Source organism: Photorhabdus luminescens subsp. luminescens, from assembly GCF_001083805.1.
Taxonomy (GTDB): Bacteria; Pseudomonadota; Gammaproteobacteria; order Enterobacterales; family Enterobacteriaceae; genus Photorhabdus; species Photorhabdus luminescens.
This window is the reverse complement of the sequence record NZ_JXSK01000002.1, coordinates 610500-626470: the sequence shown is the minus strand read 5'-3', so window position 1 is coordinate 626470 and position 15971 is coordinate 610500. Positions and strand designations below refer to the sequence as shown.

The 15971-nt window shown below is 43.3% G+C and carries 19 protein-coding genes; 7 read left to right on the top strand and 12 right to left on the bottom strand.

Going from position 1 to position 15971, the window contains the following annotated elements; all coding sequences use genetic code 11:
• Nucleotides 1-164: 164 nt before the first annotated feature.
• From npr to TI10_RS07625, 11 genes are all read right to left on the bottom strand, one after another.
• The gene (gene npr / locus TI10_RS07675; RefSeq protein WP_049582712.1) at nt 165-437 is read right to left on the bottom strand and encodes a PTS phosphocarrier protein NPr; all 273 of its coding nucleotides are present in this window, start codon (nt 435-437) and stop codon (nt 165-167) included.
• A 3-nt stretch (nt 438-440) separates the two neighbouring features.
• On the bottom strand, nt 441-1292 hold the full coding sequence (rapZ, locus tag TI10_RS07670) for an RNase adapter RapZ (protein WP_049582711.1): 852 nt from the start codon (nt 1290-1292) through the stop codon (nt 441-443).
• 74 nt (nt 1293-1366) lie between these two features.
• Nucleotides 1367-1834 carry a PTS IIA-like nitrogen regulatory protein PtsN gene (ptsN, locus tag TI10_RS07665; protein WP_049582710.1) on the bottom strand — a complete coding sequence of 156 codons (468 nt, stop codon included), beginning with the start codon at nt 1832-1834 and terminating at the stop codon, nt 1367-1369.
• 125 nt (nt 1835-1959) lie between these two features.
• Entirely contained in the window at nt 1960-2247 is a 288-nt protein-coding gene (hpf, locus tag TI10_RS07660) for a ribosome hibernation promoting factor (protein WP_036775988.1), read from the bottom strand.
• A gap of 23 nt (nt 2248-2270) precedes the next feature.
• Nucleotides 2271-3710 carry an RNA polymerase factor sigma-54 gene (gene rpoN, locus TI10_RS07655; protein WP_049582709.1) on the bottom strand — a complete coding sequence of 480 codons (1440 nt, stop codon included), beginning with the start codon at nt 3708-3710 and terminating at the stop codon, nt 2271-2273.
• Between the two features lie 27 nt (nt 3711-3737).
• Nucleotides 3738-4463, bottom strand: coding sequence for an LPS export ABC transporter ATP-binding protein (gene lptB / locus TI10_RS07650; protein WP_049582708.1), 726 nt, complete (start codon nt 4461-4463; stop codon nt 3738-3740).
• A 6-nt stretch (nt 4464-4469) separates the two neighbouring features.
• Nucleotides 4470-5003, bottom strand: coding sequence for a lipopolysaccharide ABC transporter substrate-binding protein LptA (lptA, locus tag TI10_RS07645; protein WP_049582707.1), 534 nt, complete (start codon nt 5001-5003; stop codon nt 4470-4472).
• Nucleotides 4984-5562, bottom strand: a complete 579-nt coding sequence (gene lptC, locus TI10_RS07640) for an LPS export ABC transporter periplasmic protein LptC (RefSeq protein WP_049582706.1) — start codon at nt 5560-5562, stop codon at nt 4984-4986. Before lptC ends, lptA begins: the two co-directional genes overlap by 20 nt.
• Before the next feature lie 20 nt (nt 5563-5582).
• Nucleotides 5583-6146 (bottom strand): 3-deoxy-manno-octulosonate-8-phosphatase KdsC, encoded by a 564-nt coding sequence (kdsC, locus tag TI10_RS07635; RefSeq protein WP_049582705.1) that lies wholly within the window; start codon nt 6144-6146, stop codon nt 5583-5585.
• A gap of 17 nt (nt 6147-6163) precedes the next feature.
• On the bottom strand, nt 6164-7132 hold the full coding sequence (kdsD, locus tag TI10_RS07630) for an arabinose-5-phosphate isomerase KdsD (RefSeq protein ID WP_049582704.1): 969 nt from the start codon (nt 7130-7132) through the stop codon (nt 6164-6166).
• Between the two features lie 23 nt (nt 7133-7155).
• A complete protein-coding gene (locus TI10_RS07625) occupies nt 7156-8130 on the bottom strand; it encodes a calcium/sodium antiporter (RefSeq protein ID WP_049582703.1) in 975 nt (324 codons plus the stop codon).
• Between the two features lie 228 nt (nt 8131-8358).
• Here TI10_RS07625 and mlaF point away from each other — a divergent pair, with 228 nt between their 5' ends.
• The 7 genes from mlaF to murA all read left to right on the top strand — a co-directional run bounded on the left by mlaF (nt 8359) and on the right by murA (nt 13390).
• Nucleotides 8359-9162 carry a phospholipid ABC transporter ATP-binding protein MlaF gene (gene mlaF, locus TI10_RS07620; RefSeq protein WP_049582702.1) on the top strand — a complete coding sequence of 268 codons (804 nt, stop codon included), beginning with the start codon at nt 8359-8361 and terminating at the stop codon, nt 9160-9162.
• Between the two features lie 10 nt (nt 9163-9172).
• Entirely contained in the window at nt 9173-9955 is a 783-nt protein-coding gene (gene mlaE / locus TI10_RS07615) for a lipid asymmetry maintenance ABC transporter permease subunit MlaE (RefSeq protein ID WP_049582836.1), read from the top strand.
• A gap of 4 nt (nt 9956-9959) precedes the next feature.
• The gene (gene mlaD, locus TI10_RS07610) at nt 9960-10466 is read left to right on the top strand and encodes an outer membrane lipid asymmetry maintenance protein MlaD (RefSeq protein WP_049582701.1); all 507 of its coding nucleotides are present in this window, start codon (nt 9960-9962) and stop codon (nt 10464-10466) included.
• A 33-nt stretch (nt 10467-10499) separates the two neighbouring features.
• Nucleotides 10500-11129 (top strand): phospholipid-binding protein MlaC, encoded by a 630-nt coding sequence (mlaC, locus tag TI10_RS07605; RefSeq protein WP_049582700.1) that lies wholly within the window; start codon nt 10500-10502, stop codon nt 11127-11129.
• 1 nt (nt 11130) lies between these two features.
• Nucleotides 11131-11424, top strand: a complete 294-nt coding sequence (mlaB, locus tag TI10_RS07600) for a lipid asymmetry maintenance protein MlaB (RefSeq protein ID WP_049582699.1) — start codon at nt 11131-11133, stop codon at nt 11422-11424.
• A gap of 394 nt (nt 11425-11818) precedes the next feature.
• Nucleotides 11819-12073, top strand: coding sequence for a BolA family iron metabolism protein IbaG (gene ibaG / locus TI10_RS07595; RefSeq protein ID WP_011148158.1), 255 nt, complete (start codon nt 11819-11821; stop codon nt 12071-12073).
• Nucleotides 12074-12124: 51 nt separating this feature from the next.
• Nucleotides 12125-13390 (top strand): UDP-N-acetylglucosamine 1-carboxyvinyltransferase, encoded by a 1266-nt coding sequence (gene murA, locus TI10_RS07590; RefSeq protein ID WP_049582698.1) that lies wholly within the window; start codon nt 12125-12127, stop codon nt 13388-13390.
• A gap of 165 nt (nt 13391-13555) precedes the next feature.
• Here the strand turns inward: murA and degS are convergent, their stop codons facing one another.
• Nucleotides 13556-14617, bottom strand: coding sequence for an outer membrane-stress sensor serine endopeptidase DegS (gene degS, locus TI10_RS07585; protein WP_049582697.1), 1062 nt, complete (start codon nt 14615-14617; stop codon nt 13556-13558).
• Nucleotides 14618-15971: the final 1354 nt, after the last annotated feature.

Below are 15971 nucleotides of genomic sequence, written 5' to 3'. Positions count from 1 at the left end.
ACAAAATAACACCCCGCACCATGAGGAGGGGGGTGTTATTTAAAATGATTAACTTGATAGTAGGCTGTTCTTACTGGAAAAGAAAGAGATCATGATCACGAACTGTTTTGCGTCGCTAATGAAAACAGTAAAGAACATGATAATCCACAGGTGAGTGAGCGACGTTATTCTTCGTCAAATCCCGAATTAAATAGACTAATAATGGCGGCAAGAGCCTGTTCTTCATCTGGGCCGCTGGCTTCAACTTCAATATAGCTGCCTTTTTCTGAATCCAGCATCAGCATAGCAATTACACTGCTGGCTTCGGCTTCAACATGGCTATCATTGCGTAAAACAACACGAGATTCAAAGAGCTGTACTAGATCATACAGCTTCATTGCTGGCCGGGCGTGCATTCCTAGCCGATTCTTGATTTCAAGCTTCTGCTTGACAGTCATTATTTATTTTCGCTTTTCGAGAGTACGGTGGCGAGACTGTACGTTTTTTCCTCGGGAGCGGAAATAATCGGCCAACTGTTCTGCCACGTAAACAGAACGATGTTTACCGCCAGTACAGCCAATAGCGACGGTCAGATAGCTGCGGTTATTGGTTTCAAGCATAGGCAGCCAGAGTTCAAGATAACTGCGGGTTTGATAGATAAAGTTATGCACTTCCGTATGACGGTCGAGGAAAGCGGCTACGGGACGATCAAGGCCGGTCATTGGCCGTAATTTAGGGTCCCAGTGTGGGTTTGGTAGGAAACGTACGTCAAAAACATAGTCAGCATCAATTGGAATGCCATGCTTGAAGCCGAAAGATTCAAAGACCATTGTCAACTCACGTTCCCGTTTGCCTAGCAGACGCGTTCTTAGCATCTCAGCCAATTCATGGACTGACATTTCGGAAGTGTCGATAATTAGATCTGCTCTTGAACGAAGGGGTTCCAGCAGATCGCTTTCTTGATCAATCGCGCTTTCCAGAGAAAGGTTTTTGCTTGACAGCGGATGCAGACGGCGGGTGTCGCTATAACGGCGGATCAACGTGTTACGGTCAGCGTCAAGAAACAGTAATTGCGGTGAGAAACTCGCTGGTAGTTTAGTCAAGGCTTCTTCGAAAACCTCAGGAGATTCCGGCATGTTTCTTACATCAATACTAACCGCGGCGGAAATATCGCGCTCAGCTAACGTATTTGCTAATTCCGGTAGTAATACTACCGGCAAGTTATCTACACAATAAAAACCCATGTCTTCCAGTGCGCGCAAGGCAACGGATTTACCTGAACCGGAACGGCCACTGACTATCATCAGCACCATGAGGCGACTCCCCTTAATTTCTCAGTGGTTATCATGAGCCACTCTTATCTGTTGCTCTCCATGCACTGCAACAGTTATTTAGTGATAATTGAGTACAATTCTTCATCACTTTGTGCCGATCTTAAACGGCGGCAGAGGTTTTTATCTGCAAGACGTTTGGCGATCAATGACAATGTGTGTAAGTGTGTCTGGCATTGATCATTTGGAACCAGTAAAGCAAACAGCAAATCAACTGGTTGATTATCAATCGCATCAAAAGCAATGGGCTGTTCCAGATTTAGGAAAACGCCGACTGCTTGATCTGAGCGTTCTGCATCTAACTTACCGTGAGGGATAGCAATACCACTGCCAATTCCAGTAGTACCTACTTTTTCTCTGGTTAATATTGCTTCGAATACGACATTTTCTGGCAACTTAAGCTGCTGAGATGCTAGCTCACTGATAATCTCTAAAGCCCGTTTTTTGCTCGAACAATGTACATTATTGCGCGTACATGCGAGAGAAAGCACAGAACTTAGTAGTAAATCTGCTTGATTATTCATTTTTTCTATTCACTTATGTGCCTAATTGATACCGGATGCCATAGGTTATCTGTGGCATCCGGTATTTGCGCACTGTTTTACAGCAATACTCTGCTGTTGTTACTACATTCTTTGTTAAATGACTGTTAATGATGTCTCAGTTTGTCTTTATGTTTGGTTAATTGACGCGCTAGTTTATCGACCAGTCCATCAATTGCTGCATACATATCTTCATGTTCTGATGATGCGTGCAACTCACCTCCGTTAATGTGTACAGTAGCTTCGGCGATTTGTTGTACCTTTTCCACTCGGAGGATTACCTGAGTCAGGTTGATCCTGTCGAAATATTGATCCAGTTTGCTGCATTTTGCAGTGATAATGTCGCGTAATGCATCAGTAATTTCAATATTGTGGCCGGTTATTTTGAGTTGCATATTGTCTTCCTTCTCTGTTCATTTCAAACCAGACGCTTACGTTGGTTTGATGGCGGAATGGATAACGACTCTCGATATTTTGCGACAGTCCGTCGGGCAATCATGATGCCTTGATCGGCTATCATGCTCGTCAGTTTACTGTCGCTTAATGGTTTGGCGGGATTCTCCGCTGCTACCAGTTTTTTCACCAAAGCCCGTATTGCAGTTGAAGAGGCTTCGCCTCCACTTTCTGTATTGACATGGCTGGAGAAAAAATACTTCAATTCAAAAATACCACGTGAGCTGTGCAAGAATTTCTGGGTAGTCACCCTGGAAATGGTGGATTCATGCATATCAACCTGGAAAGCAATGTCTGCCAAAACCATAGGTTTCATGTGTTCTTCACCATGTTCAAAAAATTCCTGTTGTTGCTCTACAATGCAACGCGCAACTTTCAGCAGAGTATCATTTCGGCTTTCCAGGCTTTTGATAAGCCATTTAGCCTCTTGTAGGTTATGACGGATAAACTGACCGTCACTTTCATTGCGCGTATGTTGCCCAAGTTCTGCATAATGCTGATTAATGTGTAAACGGGGGATACTATCTGTATTTAATTCTACTTGCCAGTGTTCACTCTCTTTTCGAACCAGTACATCAGGGATGACGTATTCTGATTCGCTGGTGTTTATTGCCAGACCGGGCTTCGGTTCAAGTGACTGGATTAAATTTATGACCTCTTTCAGTTCATCTTCTTTCAAACGACTCAGGCGGGTTAAGTTGCGGAAATCCCGATGACCTAATAGCTCCAGATGTTCGCAAACGATCAAGTTTGCCTCTTTCAGATAAGGTGTTTCTGGCGGAAACATTGATAGCTGGACCAGTAGACAATCTTTTAAATCACGAGCAGCGACACCGATAGGATCGAAATGTTGTACCCGTTTTAGCACTGCTTCCACCTCTGCCAGAGTGAGTTGATCATCGCCAATGCTGGCAAGAATATCCTCTAGTGGCACAGTCAGATAGCCGGTGTCATCTACAGCATCAATGATTGATGTCGCAATGGCGGCTTCTGTTTCCGTGAAAGGGGTGAGTTCTGCTTGCCACATCAAGTAGTCTTGCAGGGTTTGAACGGTTTCACCTTGGTAAAGCGGCAGCTCGTCGTCATTATAGTCACTACGTGTCCCGGAAGGTGTGCCGGCGGTGTAAATTTCATCCCAACTGGCATCCAGGGGTAACTCGTCTGGCATATCCTTTTGTTGCAAGGCATCAAGCGTATCCATAACTTCCGTTTCGTTATCGGGAAGTTCCTGATTGCCGATTTCCTGATGATCTTCGTCCTGTTCAAGCAAAGGGTTCATTTCTAACGCTTGTTGTATTTCCTGTTGGAGTTCAAGCGTAGAAAGTTGCAACAAACGAATAGCTTGTTGGAGCTGTGGTGTCATAGCCAGTTGCTGACTAAGCCTGAGTTGCAAACTTTGCTTCATAGCGCTAAATCAATTCTCCTGGCTAAATTAGAGCCGGAAACCTTCGCCTAAATAAACGCGCTTCACCTGTTCATTATTAAGAATATCATTAGGTGTGCCGTGAGCAATCAGTTGCCCTTGGCTGACAATATAAGCACGTTCGCATACATCCAATGTTTCACGGACATTGTGGTCGGTGATCAGGACCCCTAGTCCATAATCTCTCAAATGCTGAATGATCTTCTTGATATCGATAACTGAGATAGGATCTACGCCGGCAAAAGGTTCATCCAGCAAAATAAATTTAGGATTGGCTGCCAGCGCTCTGGCAATCTCTACGCGGCGGCGCTCACCGCCGGAAAGTGATTGACCAAGATTGTCGCGTAGATGGCTGATATGGAACTCTTCCATCAGCTCTTCGGCACGCTCTTTTCGTTGTTCTTGAGTCAGATCCCGGCGGATCTCCAATACAGCCGTCAGGTTGTCGAATACGCTTAGACGGCGGAAAATAGAAGCTTCCTGAGGCAAATAACCAATACCGCGGCGTGCCCGTTCGTGAAGCGGCAGTAGGCTGATATCTTCATTATCAATGGTAATTGTCCCGGCATCCCGTGAAACGATACCGACGACCATATAGAAAGTTGTCGTTTTCCCTGCGCCGTTCGGACCAAGCAGGCCGACAATTTCGCCGGAGTTCACGTTTAGGCTGACATTTTCAACGACCTTACGGCCTTTGTAAGCTTTTGCCAGGTTTTCTGCGTTTAGTATTGCCATATATCGTTATTTACTCTTGTTATTAACCCCAGTGCCTTCTTCTTGTAATTGAGAAGGCAGCAGGACAGTTGTCACTCGTTTACCTTTGTCACTAAACGCTTCCATCTGCTGAGTTGGGACTAGGTAGGTGATACGATCGCCTTTTATATTGCTGTCTAACTGTTCCAAATAGGCGTTGCCAGTGAGTGTCACCAGCTCTTTATCCATTTCGTAACGCATTTTAGAACCGCGGCCCTTGATTGGTTTGCCACTGTCCTGTAGCTGATAGAAAGTGACCGGATTACCAAATGCTTCAATAATCATTTTTTTAGAATCGCCATCTGGACGAGTCACAACAACTTTGTCAGCGCGGATATCAATAGAACCCTGTTTAACGATCACATCTTCTGTAAATGTGGCAGTGTTCCCTGTCATGTCAAGGGCCTGTTTAACAGAATCGATAGAAATGGGTTTCTGTGTGTCATCTTTCAGCGCCAGAGCGGGAAGGCTGACCGCAAAGATGGCACTGGCGATAAAGGCATTACGGATTCTGTTTTTCATGTTGGATTTCATAGTAGGTGTTAACCTTTTCAATCAGTTCAGCGGTTTTGTTCCGCAGATTGCCACGCATTTTCATACCGACGGATTTTAGTCCGACACCAATCAGTGTGACCTGATCGTCAGATGAAACATCCTGAGTCACCAAGTTGATGATAGCGTTCTCTGTGGTAATACGTTGTAATTGTGACGTATTAGTCAGACTGTCAACCTGTACGTCTCCGTAAAGATAGAGCATTTTGTCGTTAGTCAGTTTGGCTTTGTTAGCACGAACTGTCCATGTAGCAATGGCATTTGAGTCATAGGTAATTAACACTGGTTTGGTAAACCAGGTAAGTTTTGACTCTGCATAGTTTTGGACGTCATCAGCGACCAGTTTATACGTCAGTTTCCCCGTAGGGTCATAAACAAAAGTTATGGTATCCTGACTTTGATAGGTTGGCTGACTGTTATCTGTAGCAGAAGATGATTTAATCCCATCTGAATCAGACAAGTTCCAGCCAATTAGCGCCAGGATGATTAATACCAGAGTTATCACCAACCAGGATTTGATTCTATCCATTCTCGTTTCACTTCAACCTACTATATTGATAATCCTTTGGCCTCTTCCAGCTTATTCTGAGCAAAAAGCACCAAATCACAAAGTTCTCTTACCGCACCGCGTCCCCCCGCAATTTGGGTGACATAATGCGCTTTTGGTAAGAGTAATGGATGTGCATCTGCCACAGCGACAGATAAACCCACTTGTTCCATGACCGGCCAATCAATCAGATCATCACCGATGTAAGCAACCTGTTCTGGTTTTAATCCCAGTTTATCTAACAATTCTTTGTACGCCAAAACCTTATCACTTTGTCCTTGGTAAAGATGTGTAATCCCCAGTGTGTTTGCTCGATCTTCCAGCAATTTCGCTTTACGGCCGGTAATAATAGCGACTTCGATTCCTGAAGTAATTAAGCAGCGAATTCCATAACCATCTCGGACATTAAATGTTTTTAGCTCTTCACCGCTATTGCCCATATATATCAGGCCATCGGATAGAACACCGTCAACGTCGCAAATCAACAAGCGGATTTTACGGGCTTTTTCAATAACATCTTTACTAACTGGACCATAACAGGTGTCCAAATAAACTAATTGGCTCATTAAGGCGTTTTCTCCGGTTAAACCACACCCGCTTGTAGCAGGTCATGCATATGTAATACACCAAGTAATTTATTTTCTTCTGCGACCAGTAACGAGGTGATATGGTGTGACTGCATTAAGTTCAACGCATCAACGGCAAGGGCATTCGGTTTGATACGGATACCACCTGTTGTCATAACATCTGAAATTTTGACATTGTACAAATCGACGCCCATATCAAACACTCGCCGTAAGTCACCATCAGTAAAAATACCATCAATATACATATTTTCATCGCAAATGACGGTCATACCCAATTTTTGCCGGGTGATTTCGAGTAGTGCTTCGCGTAAGGATGCATCACGATTAACTTTTGGAATATCATTGCCTGTATTCATCAAATCACTCACCAGTAGCAAAAGTTTGCGTCCAAGGGCGCCGCCTGGATGTGATAGGGCGAAATCTTCAGCGGTAAAGCCACGCGCCTGGAGCAATGCAACTGCTAAAGCATCGCCCATAACCAACGTTGCAGTGGTACTGGTTGTAGGAGCCAAACCTAGCGGACAGGCTTCCTGTGGAGTTTTGATACACAGATGGATATCTGCGGCTTTCCCCATATTACTGTGGTAATTGTTAGTCATGCAGATAAGCGGAATTTTTTGGCGTTTTAATGCCGGGATCAGAGACAAAATTTCGCTGGACTCACCAGAATTTGAGATGGCTAAAACAATATCTTTAGGCGTAATCATGCCGAGGTCGCCGTGGCTGGCTTCTCCCGGATGAACGAAAAAGGATGGCGTCCCGGTGCTGGCGAAAGTTGCAGCAATTTTACACCCAATATGGCCGGATTTACCCATCCCCATGACAATCACTTTACCTTCGCAGTTGAATATCAATTCACATATACGGTCAAAATCTTCGTTTATATGTTGTTCAAGTTCTGTCAATCCATCACGTTCTATGCGTAATACTTTTTTACCCGCTTGCTGAAAATCAATCTTAGGCATTTCTTTTTCCTACTTATTTGTGTTTATTCAATGCTGTAATTAGAAATAAACAGTACGATAAAATAAGCGATAAAGCAGCTTAATAACAGGACACCTTTAAATCGGTTTAATCGGTGTTTACGACCCAAACAAAATGCAGTAAATATTATGCTGGCTACCATCATTACCCAAAAGTCACGATGGAAAGATTCAGGCGAAATGGCTGCTGGCGAGAGTAATGCGGGAAGGCCCAAAACAGTTGATATATTGAATATATTCGAACCTATAATATTCCCGAATGCAATGTTGTCTTCGCCTTTGAACGCTGCGGCAATAGAGGTTGCTAATTCTGGCAGGCTGGTACCGACCGCAAGTACCGTAAGCCCAATAACTAATTCACTGATGCCATAAATACGGGCAATAACCGTTGCATTATCAATAACCATGCGGGTTGCCATAGGTAAAATAAGTAACCCTAATAGAATCCAAAGTAGGGCAATGTGTTTATTGCCTTCTACCGGTAATTCAGCAGCCTGTTCTTGCGTGTAAATATCTGTTTCGGCACGGTGTGGTAGAGCAACCATTTTTATCATCAATAAAATATACACTATGGCGGAAGTGAGTAATACCAACCCATCCATCCGGCTGAGATAGTAATCACTCATCAAATAACCACAGAAGGCGGTGAGCAGTAACATCAACAACAGTTCTTGTCGTAGAATACCTGATTTTACTTCCATTGGGCGAATAAATGCAGCAGCGCCGGTTATCAGCAGCAGATTAGTAATGTTGGAACCAATAACATTACCCACCGCCATATCAGGTTGACTATCTAGCATTGCAGTAACTGAAACCATTAATTCGGGCAGGGAAGTTCCAATGCCAACAATGGTAATACCAATAATAAATGGAGGCAGCCCCAGAGTACGGGCAAAAATTGCAGCGCCGTATACTAATCTATCGGAACCATATACCAGTAAAATCAATCCGGTAATTAAAAGTAAAAAGGTCAGAAGCATGAAGCGTCCCTTGTAAGGTATATTCCGAATTAATGTTAACGCCGGTTGATTTTCTAAACAAAAACTGTCTGCCCAGTTAGATGGGGTATATTCTGACGGCGGCGGATAGAAAAGTAAAATTTGTCATCACATTAATGGCGAAAATTCCCCGGTTTTTTTGTAGTATATGTGATTAATATGTGAACCAAATATTAAAGCCAATTTATTAACCGTTAAGGGCTATCAATAATGAACCAACAGACAGCAAATCTCATCGAGATCCGTGGTATGTATTTTACCCGTGGTAACCGTTCGATTTTTGCTGATATTAATCTAGTTGTGCCTAGAGGAAAAGTCACTGCAATTATGGGGCCTTCTGGGATAGGGAAAACGACACTATTACGATTGATTGGCGGTCAGCTACGTCCTGAACGCGGAGAAATCTGGTTTGATGGCGACAATATTCCTGCTTTATCCCGCTCTCGCTTGTATGCTGCTCGCAAGAAGATGAGTATGTTGTTTCAATCTGGGGCGTTATTCACTGATCTCAGTGTCTTTGAGAACGTCGCTTTTCCGCTGCGTGAACATACGAACCTGCCTGAGGAAATTATACAGACGACTGTAATGATGAAATTAGAGGCTGTAGGGTTACGTGGCGCTGCTAATTTGATGCCTTCTGAACTTTCCGGCGGTATGGCAAGGCGCGCAGCTCTGGCTCGCGCTATCGCGCTTGATCCTGATCTGATTATGTTTGATGAACCTTTTGTTGGTCAGGACCCGATTACGATGGGGGTTTTGGTGAAGTTGATTGATGAACTGAATAAGGCGCTTGGTGTGACTTGTGTGGTGGTTTCCCACGATGTGCCGGAAGTTCTGAGCATTGCGGATTACGCTTATATTATCGCTGAACAACAGGTTATTGCTGAGGGTACTGCTCAGCAGTTGCACTCTAATTCTGATAGGCGAGTACGGCAATTTCTTGATGGTATTGCTGACGGGCCGGTACCTTTCCGTTTCCCGGCCGGAGATTATAAAACTGAGTTATTAGGATAATGGGATGTTAATGTTAACACAGGCGCTGGCGGCACTTGGCCGACGGGCTATTGAGGTATTTGCCTCTTTTGGCCGTGCAGGTTTTATGCTTTTCCGCGCGATAATTGGCAGGCCAGAACCCGCCAGACAGTGGCCGTTACTCCGACAGCAACTTTACAGCGTGGGTGTTCGGTCATTGTTGATTATTATGGTTTCAGGGCTGTTTATTGGCATGGTGCTTGGCCTACAGGGGTATCTGGTACTGACAACATACAGTGCGGAAGCCAGTCTTGGTATGATGGTGGCGATATCTCTGTTGCGTGAGTTGGGGCCGGTGGTCACGGCGCTGTTGTTTGCTGGCCGCGCTGGATCAGCCTTGACCGCAGAAATCGGTTTGATGAAAGCCACGGAACAAATTTCCAGCCTGGAGATGATGGCGGTAGATCCATTACGGCGTGTGATCGCTCCCCGTTTCTGGGCAGGGTTTATCAGTATGCCGCTATTATCTTTGATTTTTGTGGCGGTAGGTATTTGGGGCGGCGCGATGGTTGGTGTTGATTGGAAGGGGATTGACAGTGGCTTCTTCTGGTCTTCAATGCAGTCTGCTATCGAATGGCAGAAAGATTTGCTGAATTGTTTTATTAAAAGTGTCGTTTTCGCCATTACTGTGACCTGGATTGCCTTATTCAATGGTTATGATGCGATCCCGACTTCTGAAGGGATCAGCCGAGCGACGACCAGAACGGTGGTTCATGCGTCGTTAGCCGTTTTAGGTTTGGATTTTGTGCTGACAGCACTTATGTTCGGGAACTAAGTCAATGCAAAGCAAGAAAAGTGAAATTTGGGTTGGGTTTTTTGTCTTGATTGCACTGGCTGCAATCGTCTTTTTATGCCTAAAAGTGGCAGACATTAAATCGGTAGGCAACCAGCCAACTTACCGTTTGTATGCTACTTTTGACAATATTGGCGGTCTGAAAGTGCGCTCGCCGGTAAAAATCGGGGGGGTGGTAATTGGCCGAATTGCAAGTATCTCTCTTGATGAAAAAACTTATACGCCGCAAGTGGCACTGGATATTATGAAGCAGTATGACCATATCCCTGATACCAGTTCTCTTTCCATCCGTACTTCTGGCCTATTAGGTGAACAATATATTGCCCTGAATATAGGGTTTGAAGATCCCGATATGGACACCCGTATTCTGAAAGAGGGTGACCGCGTACAGGATACCAAATCAGCAATGGTGCTTGAGGATCTTATCGGCCAGTTCTTGTATAAGAGTGGCGATAATGCCCAAAGTGGGGCAGAACATAAGCCGACACCTTAGCCAGCAATTGAATATCATTAAGAGGAATCCATTATGTTGAAGAGATTATTAATGGCGGCGCTGTTAGTTGTTGCGCCATTAGCGAGCGCGGTTGATCAGACGAATCCTTATAAGTTGATGCAGGATGCGGCGGAAAAGACTTTTACTCGTTTGAAAAACAGCCAATCACAAATTCGTCAAAATCCAGATTATCTGCGTCAAGTGGTGAAAGAAGAACTACTGCCTTATGTCCATATTAAATATGCTGGCGCATTGGTTCTGGGGAAATACTATAAAGATACGACGCCAGAGCAGCGCAAAGTTTATTTCGCTGCATTTGAATCCTATCTTGAGCAGGCTTATGGGCAGGCTTTAGCAATGTATCACAATCAAACTTACCAGATTGACCCTGAAAAGCCGTTGGGGGACAGTGATGTTATTGCTATTCGTGTCACCATTATCGATCCGAATGGCCGTCCTCCTGTCCGTCTTGATTTCCAGTGGCGCAAAAACAGCAAAACTGGCTACTGGCAGGCATACGATATGATTGCTGAAGGCGTCAGTATGATTACGACTAAACAGGGTGAATGGGCTTCTATCTTGCGTCAGCAAGGTGTTGATGGCCTGACTAAGCAGCTTGAAATCAGTGCCCGTCAGCCAATCACATTGGAAGAGAAAAAATAAGATGGGTGAGAGTTTGATCTGGGAAAAAACAGGGCAAACATTGATTCTCAAGGGCGCTTTGGATCGTGATAGTTTGCTTCCTCTTTGGCAGCAAAAAGAGAAATTATTGTCTGATATCAACAGCATCAATGTGTCACAACTTGAATATGTGGATTCTACCGGGTTAGCTCTTTTAGTCCGTTTCAAACATCATATGCAAAAAAGAGGGGATAAATTGCGCTTTTCTGGCATTGATGAACGACTTAATACCCTGATTACGCTCTATGATCTGCAAGCAATGATCATTGATAGCTAACCGATAATCTCATTAATTATCTGTACATACCCAATGGATTTCAAGATGCATCGCGACGGCAAGGGAACGAATCCCCGGGAGCATAGAGAACTATGTGACCGGGGTGAGTGAGTGCAGCCAACAAAGAGGCAACTTGAAAGATAACGGGTATAATCAGCGCCCTTGTAAGCAGAAATATTACAAGGGCGTTTTCATAGTTTAAGAATAAGCAGGATTCTATTAGGATAGATGGCTGTCTATTATTTCTATACCCTATGGATTTCAAGATGCATCGCGGCGGCAAGGGAGTGAATCCCTGGGAGCATAGCGAACTATGTGACCGGGGTGAGCGAGTGCAGCCAACAAAGAGGCAACTTGAAAGATAACGGGTATAACTACAGAACATTGAGCAATTATGGATACTAATGAGATTAAGCAAGTGCTGATGGATAAATTAGCGCTGGATGAAGTCATCGTTAACGGAGATGGCAGCCATTTCCAGGTTATTGTGGTTGGTGAAATGTTTGCCGGTATGAGCCGGGTAAAACAGCAGCAAGCCGTTTATGCGCCTTTGATGGAATACATTGCTGATAATCGTATTCATGCCTTATCAATTAAAGCCTACACACCGGATGACTGGAAACGGGATCGCAAGCTCAACGGTTTTTAACGTTGTTTGCCTCGCCGCGAACAGCAAATTATATAAAGAGAGTCGTCACAGATGGATAAATTTCGTGTGAAAGGGCCCACTCGTCTGTCGGGTGAGGTTACTATTTCCGGGGCAAAAAATGCTGCGCTGCCAATCCTGTTCGCCGCGTTGTTGGCTGAAGAGCCTGTTGAGTTGCAAAATGTTCCAGAATTGAAAGATATTGATACCACTATCAAATTATTGAATCGCCTTGGGACCAAAGTTGAACGTAATGGTTCTGTATTTGTGGATGCCCGCGATGTGAATCAATATTGTGCGCCTTATGAGCTAGTGAAAACCATGCGTGCATCTATTTGGGCGTTAGGTCCTTTGGTAGCGCGTTTTGGTCAAGGGCAAGTTTCTTTGCCGGGGGGATGTGCGATTGGCGCTCGCCCGGTTGATCTGCATATCAGCGGCTTGGAACAGTTAGGTGCTGAAATTGTTCTGGAAGAGGGCTACGTTAAGGCTTCCGTTAATGGGCGTCTGAAAGGGGCGTGCATTGTGATGGATAAAGTCAGCGTTGGAGCGACAGTCACGATTATGACCGCGGCAACGTTGGCTGAAGGGACAACCGTTATTGAGAACGCGGCACGTGAACCTGAAATCGAAGATACGGCTAATTTTCTCAATACCTTGGGTGCAAAAATCACGGGCGCTGGCACTGACCATATCATCATTGAAGGTGTAGAACGCCTTGGTGGTGGTGTATATCGTGTACTACCTGATCGGATTGAAACGGGGACATTTCTTGTTGCGGCGGCGATATCCGGTGGCAAGGTGGTTTGCCGTCATGCTCAGCCTAATACGCTGGATGCAGTATTGGCTAAATTGCGTGAGGCGGGGGCTGATATTGAAATAGGTAAAGATTGGATAAGCCTCGATATGCACGGTAAGCGCCCTAAAGCTGTGACATTACGTACTGCTCCGCACCCCGGTTTCCCGACCGATATGCAGGCACAGTTCAGCTTGTTGAATTTGGTTGCTGAAGGTGCAGGGATGATTACTGAAACTATTTTCGAAAACCGTTTCATGCATATTCCTGAATTAATTCGGATGGGGGCTCATGCGGAAATTGAAAGTAATACCGTGCTTTGTCATGGTGTTAAGAAATTATCCAGTGCTCAGGTCATGGCGACGGATTTACGCGCATCGGCAAGTTTGGTTCTGGCAGGTTGTATTGCCGAGGGAGTAACGGTTGTTGACCGTATTTATCATATTGACCGGGGTTATGAACATATCGAAGATAAGTTGCGTGGACTTGGCGCAAATATTGAACGAGTGAAATCAACGGGAAAGTAATTTTGTTTTCTTATTGTTGGAAATAGGAAGTACTGTAGTTTTAGTAAAGTAAAGAATGATGGGTAGAAGAAGTAAAGTGCAAACACAAGCCGATAAGCAAGGATTGATATGCCATGACAATCTACCCACCATTACTATGGTGATTAAAAGATTTTTACTGGATGATTAATATTCATCATATTCTTCAATAGTCACTTGCAGAGATAATATTTTCCCATCGCGCAATAAAGTGACAGGAACAACGCTTCCGGGGCGTATTTCAGCCACTTGATCCATTGTTTCAACCGCAGAAATAGCGGGTTTATTATTGACACTGGTAATGATATCACCCACTTTGATACCGGCTTTTTGCGCTGGCCCGTTTGCAGTCACCTGAAATACTCGTAACCCTTGAAGCTGGTTGATATTGCCGTTAGAAGAGCGAATATGCGGCAGCTCTTGTGACGTTATGCCGATAAAACCTCGGATAACCCGTCCGTCACGGATAAGTTTCTGCATAATCTTGGTGGCGAGTTCAGTCGGAATAGCAAACCCCAATCCTTCTGGGGTTTCACCATTTTCACTTTTATCGAATGATAATGTATTGATACCCACCAGCTCGCCAAGGGTGTTAATTAATGCACCGCCAGAGTTACCCTGATTAATGGAAGCGTCGGTCTGGAGGAAGTTTTGGCGGCGGGTAGGGCTTAATCCGACGCGACCGGTAGCGCTTATAATCCCTTGAGTAATGGTTTGCCCCAAGTTGTAAGGGTTACCAATAGCTAAAACAACATCTCCCACATGCGCTACTCTATTTGGATTAATCGTTATGACAGGCAGGTTCTCGGCATCAATTTTCAGGACCGCAAGATCCGTTAAGCTATCAGAACCTATGACCAGAGCTTCATAAAAATGACCGTCTTGCAGTGCGACAATAATTTGTCCTGCATTATTAATGACGTGTTTATTGGTGAGAATGTAGCCCTTATCACTCATAATGACGCCAGAACCAAGGGTATGGTTTTCTCGGCCTTGATGAGAAAAACTTCCCATGTTGCTGCTGTAGACGTTGACCACGGCGGGCGCCGCCCTACGGACACCTTTATTGAAGCTGAATGGAACTTCGTCATTACTGTTGCTGGTAATTACAGATATCAGCCCGCCGGGGCGCAGTGATGGAATGGTAATGAGTAAAATTACAGCTACAAGTAATCCTAAAAAAGCAGAGCGCAGCAACTTGGCAATCATGGGTATTATTCAGTGTGAGTTAATGAGTCATTGCAGGATAGCATAGAAATTAACAGAGACCGCATTATGCTGTATCTCGGATTACTAGCTTTTAACGCTTCGATTATCACTGTTGAGTTTTCATTAATAATAAAACGAAAAAAAATTGTACTGATAGTTTGAATGGGTATTAAACTCTTTTTTATCGCATTTTGCTAAAACCGGGGGGATTTTAACGCTGTTTTTACTGTCTTTAACTTTTCGTTTTAGTGCTTTTTATTTACTTCGTAACATTGAGATTCACTCAGATTAAATCATGTGGGGTGTCGTTTTTTATGTGATCTGAAAGCAAGGAGTGACAGAAACTTCCACTCATTCAGGTAAGATGAGATACGCTTTATCTGCATATGATAAAACAGTAGTTAAAAAACTGTTTATGGTCTGTCAGTGTAGTTTTAAAATCTGGAAAAAATAGGTGAAAGCTTTAATCATTAAAGGTAAAAATAAGTGATTAAGGCTTTTTTAAGACGGGTAAAAAATTCAATGCTATACTGACATTGGAAGAGAAAACATCAGGAAAAACCGGTCTTGAATTGATTAACAAAGTGACAATATTAACCCAATAATTAGAATAAAAATATTTAATATTATTAACCGTGCTAAACTAATTTTCTTAAATAAGAGATTTTACATGGCCTGTAAGGAGTTTACGAAAAGTCAGAGACAATCATTAAAGGGAGCCGATAACTTTTTAGGTTGACTAGATTAGCAGTATTAAAAATGATTAAAGAAATAGGTATTGATCTTAATATTATTAGCATATCTTTTATCTACTCTGGTTTTAAAACTAAAAAATTAAATACAGAAAAAAGAGAAAACCTCATAATCAGTTTAATGGAAAAGAGGAAGTTAACTATTTGGTAGGAAAAGAAATAACATTAGGTTTATAAAAGCTGCTTAATGAAAATCATTTATTGGATGTATTTTTGATTAAAAAATAGGAAAACTCTAAACATGAGAATCGTTTTACAGGTTCCATCTTTTTAACATGGTTAACTTGCTCTTTTTACTTGTATTTCTCGCTTTTAGCAATCGTAGGCGCTTTTTTATCGGGCTAAAAATTAAAAAGTAGGTATCCTATTAATGCCAGCTTTTTAAAAAGTAAAAAGTAAATAAAGATGGTCTATTCTTTGCAATAATCATTTAAAAGTGAGTATATAGAGAAATTAGAGATTTTATATAAAAGGAGAAGGCAGGTTTAACTCAATAGATGCACTTTTTATAAAGGCAGTTAATTACATTTAATCAAATGCTATTAACCATTAACTGAGAGTTGAAAAGAAATCAGCAGGTAAAAGAATATTATTCAGCATGT